Here is a 7,417-nt window from a genome sequence, read left to right as displayed (position 1 = left end):
ATTTTTTGCAAGACATTGCACCTGGAATGGTGAAATTTTGTCGAAACCGCCTCAATGGCGCTAAGCCTAGCCTTGAATTCTCGATAGGAAACGCAGGGTTTTTACCTTATCCTGATAATTATTTCGATGCTGTCTATAGCTTTGGCGCGCTCGGCGAATTTGCCGATATTCAGCGCAGCCTTACCGAAATGGCACGCGTGACTAAAATAGGCGGGCGTATCGCGGTTGGCGATGAAAGTATGCCGCCTTGGCTGCGTCAAACCGACTTTGCCAAAATACTTGCCACGACCAACCCTCAGTTCCTTGCCGAATTACCGCTGCAGCAACTTCCCGTCAGCGCCCGCCAAGTTCATCTGCGCTGGCTGATAGGCGGTGTTTTTTATTTTATCGACTTCACGGTTGGCGACGGCGAGCCAACAGCTAAGTTCGACCTGGAAATTCCTGGCCCCCGGGGCGGTACCCTGCGAACCCGCTATCAGGGTCAACTCGAAGGAGTAACATCTGAAGCTAAGGCGCTCGCCCAAAAAGCAATCGCTAAGCGGGGTGTCAGTATGCATCGCTGGCTCGATGACGTTGTTCGAGCCGCCGCTGCCCGCGATCTGGAGGAATGATGCAAGCACTGCAATGGGAAACATTAGGGCTAGTTTTTAGTCCAGAACAAGGGCCTGATTGGATGCGGACGCATGCACAGGTTCCTACGCCTTTATTGTATGATGGTTTTATTCGGGTGTGGTTTTCATCGCGTCCAGAACCAGGCTTGAGCTTAACATCCTACGTTGATCTGGACGCAGAAGATCCAACGCAGGTTCTCTACATCTGTCCTGAACCGATCTTACCATTAGGTGAACCTGGTACATTCGATGAACATGGCATCATGCCTAGTTGTGCATTACGCGTTGATGGAGCCATTTATCTATATTACAGCGGTTGGTCGCGGGGTGGCTCTGTACCCTATGTCAATTCGACCGGACTAGCTATTAGCGAAGATGATGGACGTACATTTCGCAAGTATTCTAAAGGTCCTTTGCTAAGTCGAGACTCCAGAAACCCTTACTCCGCAACATCCCCCTATGTTTCGCAGGAGAACGGCGAGTGGGATATGTGGTTTTGTTCGGGTACGAGTTGGGTCCAATTTGATGGGAAATTTGAGCCAACTTATGACATCAAGCATGCTAGGTCATGCGATGGAATACTATGGAGCACAGAAGACGTACCAGCGATTCTGCAACAAAATCCACTTGAAGCTATCACCAGACCTTGGGTTTGGTGGGAATCTGATCAGCAGATGATGACTTACTGCTATCGGGGCAGTAAGGATTTTCGTGGTGGTGGAAGTGATTCCTACCGTTTAGGTTTAGCTTACCGAAATCCCGATAGCTCTTGGTGCAGGATTGACAATAGTCTTATTATTGCTATAGAAAATGAAGTGGGGTTTGATAAAATGCTAGCTTATGCAGCAATGCTAGAAGCCAACAAAAAAAAACTTATATTTTTTAATGGTAACGATTTTGGCTCGGCAGGGTTTTGCTTAGCTTACGCTTAAAAATTAAAATTAGGTTTTCACAATGAAATACGAAGATAACTTCCAAAGCGAGCTAGATGAATTACTAGATGCTTATAACATCTCAAAAGTTGAGATATTGAAACACTACTTAGCGTTCATTCAACGCAGAGACATGCCTCGACTTCTAGCGCATTATGAAATTTTTAAGTTAGTACAGCATCTGCCAGGATCAATTTGCGAAATCGGCGTGTATTACGGATCTGGTCTTTTTACTTGGGCACATTTTCTTGAATCGTTTTGCACAGGCGATCGAGTCAGAAAAGTATACGGATTCGATGATTTTTCAGGCTACTCCCGCTTCACTAAAGAAGACGGCATTAGCAAACAGTTTATTGAAGATAAAAATCATGCATTGAAATCAAATAGTGAATTCTTGATAAAATTAAACAATCTTCATAATTCTGATAATTTACTCAAGGGTGTTGAGCGATCAGTAATTATCCCTGGTGACATAAAAGAGACCGTGCCAAAATTTGTCAACGAAAATAACGGCCTACGCTTATGCTTATTATACTTGGATGCAAATCTGTACGAGCCAACTAAAACAGCGATAGAGTATCTTTATCCACTAGTAGTTCCAGGCGGTGTGGTGGCCTTCAATGGCTATGGACAGACTCCGTGGTCTGGTGAAAGTCAAGCTATCGAAGAGCTTTTTTCGACATTTAACTATTTTCCAAAATTAAAAAGATTTTCGTTTTCAAATATACCAAGCGGTTATTTTTTGAAAACGAGCAATCATACAGAAACTGAACCAGTCAATGCCTAATTTTCTACCCATTTCTAATGGAAAAAAGGAAATAGGCTTTGAAACTCACTGCAATGTATGCGGGATAACCCATTAACCACAAACTGGAGTTAATACTTTGAGTACTTGGCCTCAGGATTTTTACGAATTTGCTTTTTTTCCTGACCCAAACCTTCAGATAAGCAGGCTTGTTGATGAAGCGGAAAAGGAAGACTGGGATTACAATTACACTGTGAGCAACCACCCTAACCCGGTGCTATTCAATTACGTGCGTTTCACATATAAACGTATCGCAGAAGAAAACAAAATTGCTCTTTCCGAGGATGGGCAATATGCCTGCTTTAATACAGGCCTAGTCACAGAATCTCAAGAGCCTATATATGCTTCATTTGAAGTTAACAGACATGGTGAAGCTCAGCCTTGGTTTTTCAAAGGATGGTTTCGTCGTGGACGGTGGGAACTCAATCGATTTCCAGAGCTTCCGGAAATTGCACATTATTTTGATGATCCGTCCTGCCTCGTTTTTGATACTAGAAAAGATTTCAGAGTAAACGTTGAGCATATAGTTGAAGAAAACAAGGCAAGATTTCCTGATCCCTATGGGCAAATGGACAACTATCAGCTACAAACCTTACTAAAAGGTTCAGTTGACAATTCTAGAGAACGGGTGAGAAGAAATTACAAAACGGCGATCCCACAGTATTATCATTCTCAAATCCAGCTACTACTTCCGCTTTGCCTTAGCAATCCACACAAGGCAGATTTAGCACTCGTAGTTGAGCGTCATAGCACTTTTTACCGAGCTTCAACATGCCTCACGCTTGATATGGCTTATAACAATGCCCGTCAGTTAACACGACCAGATCGAGATTGGCTACAACCATAAACTATCTCGGGCCTTGATCATAACTTTGAGCACCTTAGGCTGAGGGACAACGCCAAGAAGCCTAAGCTGCTGTATATTTTAGATTATCTGGCAGCTTTCCGGACATGCTCGCTAGGTATTAGCCGCAGTTATTATCAAGGCCAACTCTTGGGTTATGAAGGCTGTTGATTATGATCGTCAGTACGCTTAGATATAAGCGTAACCCTCGGTGTTAAAGATGCCCTGCACCTAAACTCCTTTTTGCACTCGGGACAATAGTACTCTTCTGACTCTTCGTGCCCCTTTTGACCTGGGCACACGACCCTAAATATGGCTCCACATTTGTCGCAGGTTTGCTCAAATTCATCTTTTCGATTGCCAATACCCGCTTCCACTCAACTTGACATAGTAGACCTCAATATAGATAACGTCGTAATCGGGATATGATTTTAACAAGTAATCATATCCTGGAAAAGCCTGGGCTAGCAACTGCTGTACGTGATTAGCGTACTTCCCCGTAAAGTAGCGCAAGCTCGCCACACAAAACTGACCCATAAGTCGAGACTTACAAGAATGCTCTTATCTTCAAGTCAGGACAAATAGAGGGAGGCAGCATTACACCTTATTTAAAAAAAGCTCACGCCATTTGTCATTAACAGCGTTTCTTTGAATTTTCATCTCACTGCTACCCTTCTTTTCTTCACATTTTTCTAACTCGAATTCTGGAGTAATTTCTTTTTTTATACACGCCAAGCTTTTCTCGGTCTCTTCAATAAAGCTTTCATAGTTGACCTCTACCCACTTGATATTGTTTTTAGCAAAAAAGACTGACCAAGCCATATTTTGTTGCGCAAGATTTTTTAGTCTTCTTTCGATTGATTGTCCATCATATACGGGCTCCCTCGATTGCCTCTCCATAGAACCCCATTTCCCTGTTTGGCTCGCAATTTCGTAGCTTATCGCCTGACCTAGTAGATCTTTCCTGCGAATGTAAATAAAACGCGAATTTTTTAACCAAGGAACAATAATGCCTTTTTCGAGAAAAGGCTGAAATTGACTCCAATGCGCTTTGAGCGAAAAAATTCCTTGCGGGTTTGTTCTCCATCTGAAGCAAGCTCTCAGATATTCGTTTAGTTCCACTTTTTTATCTCTAATCAAACCCCAACGATGAGCAAGATAAGGGATATGCACTGTATTCAGGTATTCGTGAGGGACTGCATAACCCTGACTCTGTAGAACTTGCCCAAGGAACGTACTACCGCATCTCGGTGTTGAGGCAATAATGCAGATCAGTTTCGGCGTTTGCTCAGTCCGCTCAAAATCGAACATTGCTTGAGAAATACTGTCCTTTGATGGCTCTTTGAAAGAGCCGATCTGTAAGTAAACGCTGCGTTTTTCTGTTGTCGTTTTACTCGGGTGTCTGTAATAAACCGCTGCCTCTTGGTTGCCTTGCCTTTCGTGATAACGCGCTATGCCTTCAAACGTTATGGCGATCATGTCCTGTTTTTGTCTCGCAGTTCTGCTAGACCAGACTGAGTTACCATGAATGCGATAAGCAGCTGGCGTAACCCCAGCAAGATATTTTCCTTTTCCATGCAGGCCCAGCATTGAAAGAAACAGGTTGTCACCGTTCTTGACCTGATCGAGTTCTGGTGGATTATCGTTACAAGCGGTTCGATAGAAAAGAGATATCGTTAAAACAAAACACTGATTCAGTAAAAGCTCTTTTTTAGAGAAATCTTTTTTGTGCTGCTCGGGAAGCTTTGACTTTTTGACCATACCTTTTTCATTGAAGATGAAGGCATCATGATAGCAGCATGAATAGCCTGGGTTTCTCCTCATGAAACTGTATTGCTTTTGCAGCTTATTCGGGTCTACCCAATAATCGTCTCCGTCACAAATCGCAGTATACTTTCCCTTCACCAATGGCAACATAAGTCTAGTAGGGTTAATATTTTTCGAATATTGATTTTCTTTTTGGTATACAGGCTTAATGATGCGAGGATACAGTGCGGCGTAGCGCTCTATGATAGCTTGCGTGCCGTCATTTGACGCGTCATCATGGATAAGCACATCAAAAGGGAAACTGGTCTTTTGGCCAACAATTCCTTTAATTGCATCTTCGATAAAATTGACATGGTTGTATGTTAAACAAAGCACGGTAACAACCGGTTCTCCGTGCACATGATCGTTTTCGGGAATTGGTTCTGGAGGCGGAGGAATATCCGATAAACCGCGTACGGATGAGGCTGTCTCTATTTTCGAGGTTAGCGTTCTGGTCGTGGCATCGACCTGCGTATCAACCATGCCGCCGATGTGTTCCCAGATAAGAAGATTGCTTCCCTCCTGCAGCAAGCGACTCCCCGGCTTGATGGTGATCTTCTTCCCCGACCGTAGCGCAGCCAACGCCAGCATGCGCTCGCTTTCAATGCCAGCCTCGGGCAGCTTGCGGCGCTGCGCTAGGCGCGCGAGTTCGGCTTGCGGGTGCGCATGGCGGCGCTCGGCGTTGAGTTGGATGTCGGTCTCGAGCAGCTGGGCGTTCAGCCAGGCGGCGAGGTCGTCGGTGTCGCCCTCGGCGCCGTCCCCTGCTGGCGGCGGGCACGCGTCGAAGCGGGCGCAACTGGGCAGAAAGGGCCGCTTGCGCAGGGCGGCGGCCTGATCCTGTGGGTGGTGGCTGGTCGGCTGGGTTGAGCGCTCGCTTGGGGATGGCGTGGCTTGGGCGGCGTGCTCGCGCTGCGCTAACAGTGCGCGACTCAGCTGTCGGGCTGCCTGTGGCTCGCCGAAGGCGCTCAACACCCGCAGGCGCAGCAGTTGCGTGGCGATGTGCTGATCCCCAGCAGCGGCTAGCTCGGCGAGTCGGGCACGGCTGGCGCGGAGCTGCTGATACCGCTCGCTCAGCGGGCGCTCCGGGTCGAAGGCCGCGAGGGCGGCATCCAGGGCGGCGCTGTAGGCCTCGGGCAGCTCGGCGGTGGCGTCGCGCCAGCCGGGCAGTAGCGCGGCAGCGAAGGGATAGCGGCTGAGTGCTTGCGGCCAGAGGGGTGCGGCGGGCATGGCGGGTGTGCTGGGTTTCATCAGTCAGTTGGGATCAACCGCCCCTGTTCGCGCAGCCAGGCGGCGCGGGAGGTTCGACAGGCAAAAAGGATAGCTGGTTTTTCGTCGTCTGCCTCCTCGGCAACGGCCACCAGGGCGTTGAGGGCCGGAATCAGCCGGTAGAGGTCGAGGTCGAGGTCGGCGGCCTGCAGGGCGGGGAGCGATGGGTGTGTGTTGGGGAGCATGAGGAGCGGATCAGACTCAGGATCAGCCTCGGCGGCTTGCAGCCAGCGCGGATCGAGCGGGGTCTCGGCACCAAGGCGAATGAGATCGTACGCGCCTTCGCCAGCGGCCCGCTCGGGGGCCGGCTGGACCGGCTCGGCCGGCGCCTGACTTGGCGTGGGCGTCTGGATCACCGCTTGCAGGCCGTTGTCCGCCACTGAGCGCGCGAACAAGGGATCGGGGTTGAGGGCGATCAGCTGCCCTGCTCCGTTCAGGCCCTGCGCCATGGCGAGCGCGTCCAGCCCCAAGCCGGTGTCGGCATCCAACAGGCGCATGCCGGGTTGGATGAGCTGGCGCAGGAAGGCATGTTCGGGCTCGGGCCAGTCTTCATACTCGAGCAGCGTCAGGGTGACCGGGTTGTCGAGCTCGGCCGGTACGTTGACCTGGAGGCCGTTGTTGAGGTTGAGGGTCCAGTGGGGCGGCACGGTTTGCTCAGGCGTTCGGTTGGCGTGTGGGATGCGCGGCGAGCCAGGTCTCAAGGTCGGCAATGGCGCTGAAATCGAGTAGCGCTTCGATGAGGTCTTCGAGCTGGTCGACGGATAGCGCTTGGATGCGCGCTTGTTGCGCCTTGCTCAGCGTGCCGAGGCGACGGCGCAGGAGGCGCAGGGCCACCCGTTGGGCTTCGCCCTGGCGGCCTTCTTGGCGGCCTTCCTTCCGGCCTTCTTCCTGCCAAATCGGCTGGTTTTTCGCCACAATCTCCCGATAGGCACGGGTCTGTTCAAGGGGAGTCAGTTCACCGAGCATGACGAGAATCTCCTCTAACGTCTGGTCCTGAAAACGCGCCATCAGCCAGGATTGGAAGACATCGAGGCACTGGCGGCGGGCACTGTCGGACAGCGGGGCTTGTTGAATGTGACCATAGGCGATGGGGGCTTGTTCGCGCAAGCGTGCTGGGTCTTCGATCAGATACGGCAAAAAGGTGGCGAGCAGT

Annotated in this window: 7 protein-coding genes; 4 read left to right on the top strand and 3 right to left on the bottom strand. The window is 49.5% G+C overall.

Annotation, left to right across the window (positions count from 1 at the left end):
- From VBE63_RS22580 to VBE63_RS22565, 4 genes are all read left to right on the top strand, one after another.
- On the top strand, positions 1-611 hold a 611-nt coding region (locus VBE63_RS22580; protein WP_323685270.1), incomplete at its 5' end, for a class I SAM-dependent methyltransferase.
- A complete protein-coding gene (locus VBE63_RS22575) occupies positions 611-1,543 on the top strand; it encodes a hypothetical protein (protein ID WP_323685269.1) in 933 nt (310 codons plus the stop codon). The genes VBE63_RS22580 and VBE63_RS22575, both read left to right, overlap by 1 nt.
- A gap of 22 nt (positions 1,544-1,565) precedes the next feature.
- Positions 1,566-2,330, top strand: a complete 765-nt coding sequence (locus VBE63_RS22570) for a TylF/MycF/NovP-related O-methyltransferase (RefSeq protein WP_323685268.1) — start codon at positions 1,566-1,568, stop codon at positions 2,328-2,330.
- Between the two features lie 97 nt (positions 2,331-2,427).
- Complete coding sequence (locus VBE63_RS22565) at positions 2,428-3,195, top strand: DUF3825 domain-containing protein (protein WP_323685267.1); 768 nt, start codon at positions 2,428-2,430, stop codon at positions 3,193-3,195.
- 594 nt (positions 3,196-3,789) lie between these two features.
- Here the strand turns inward: VBE63_RS22565 and VBE63_RS22560 are convergent.
- The 3 genes from VBE63_RS22560 to VBE63_RS22550 form a co-directional block, all read right to left on the bottom strand.
- Complete coding sequence (locus tag VBE63_RS22560; RefSeq protein ID WP_323685266.1) at positions 3,790-6,246, bottom strand: Stf0 family sulfotransferase; 2,457 nt, start codon at positions 6,244-6,246, stop codon at positions 3,790-3,792.
- Positions 6,246-6,911 carry a hypothetical protein gene (locus VBE63_RS22555; protein WP_323685265.1) on the bottom strand — a complete coding sequence of 222 codons (666 nt, stop codon included), beginning with the start codon at positions 6,909-6,911 and terminating at the stop codon, positions 6,246-6,248. The genes VBE63_RS22560 and VBE63_RS22555 overlap by 1 nt, the downstream gene beginning before the upstream one ends.
- A gap of 7 nt (positions 6,912-6,918) precedes the next feature.
- Positions 6,919-7,417: DUF4351 domain-containing protein (locus VBE63_RS22550; protein ID WP_323685264.1), on the bottom strand; the 499-nt coding region annotated here is incomplete at its 5' end.

Origin of the sequence: Lamprobacter sp. (genome assembly GCF_034860625.1) — a bacterium.
Taxonomy (GTDB): Bacteria; Pseudomonadota; Gammaproteobacteria; order Chromatiales; family Chromatiaceae; genus Lamprobacter.
This window is presented reverse-complemented; position numbering and strand designations above follow the sequence as displayed.

Bases quoted from the DNA above. Each gene is read 5' to 3' on its own strand.
- VBE63_RS22570 (WP_323685268.1), top strand. From the start codon at position 1,566: ATGAAATACGAAGATAACTTCCAAAGCGAGCTAGATGAATTACTAGAT.
- VBE63_RS22575 (WP_323685269.1), top strand. From the start codon at position 611: ATGCAAGCACTGCAATGGGAAACATTAGGGCTAGTTTTTAGTCCAGAA.
- VBE63_RS22560 (WP_323685266.1), bottom strand. From the start codon at position 6,246: ATGAAACCCAGCACACCCGCCATGCCCGCCGCACCCCTCTGGCCGCAA.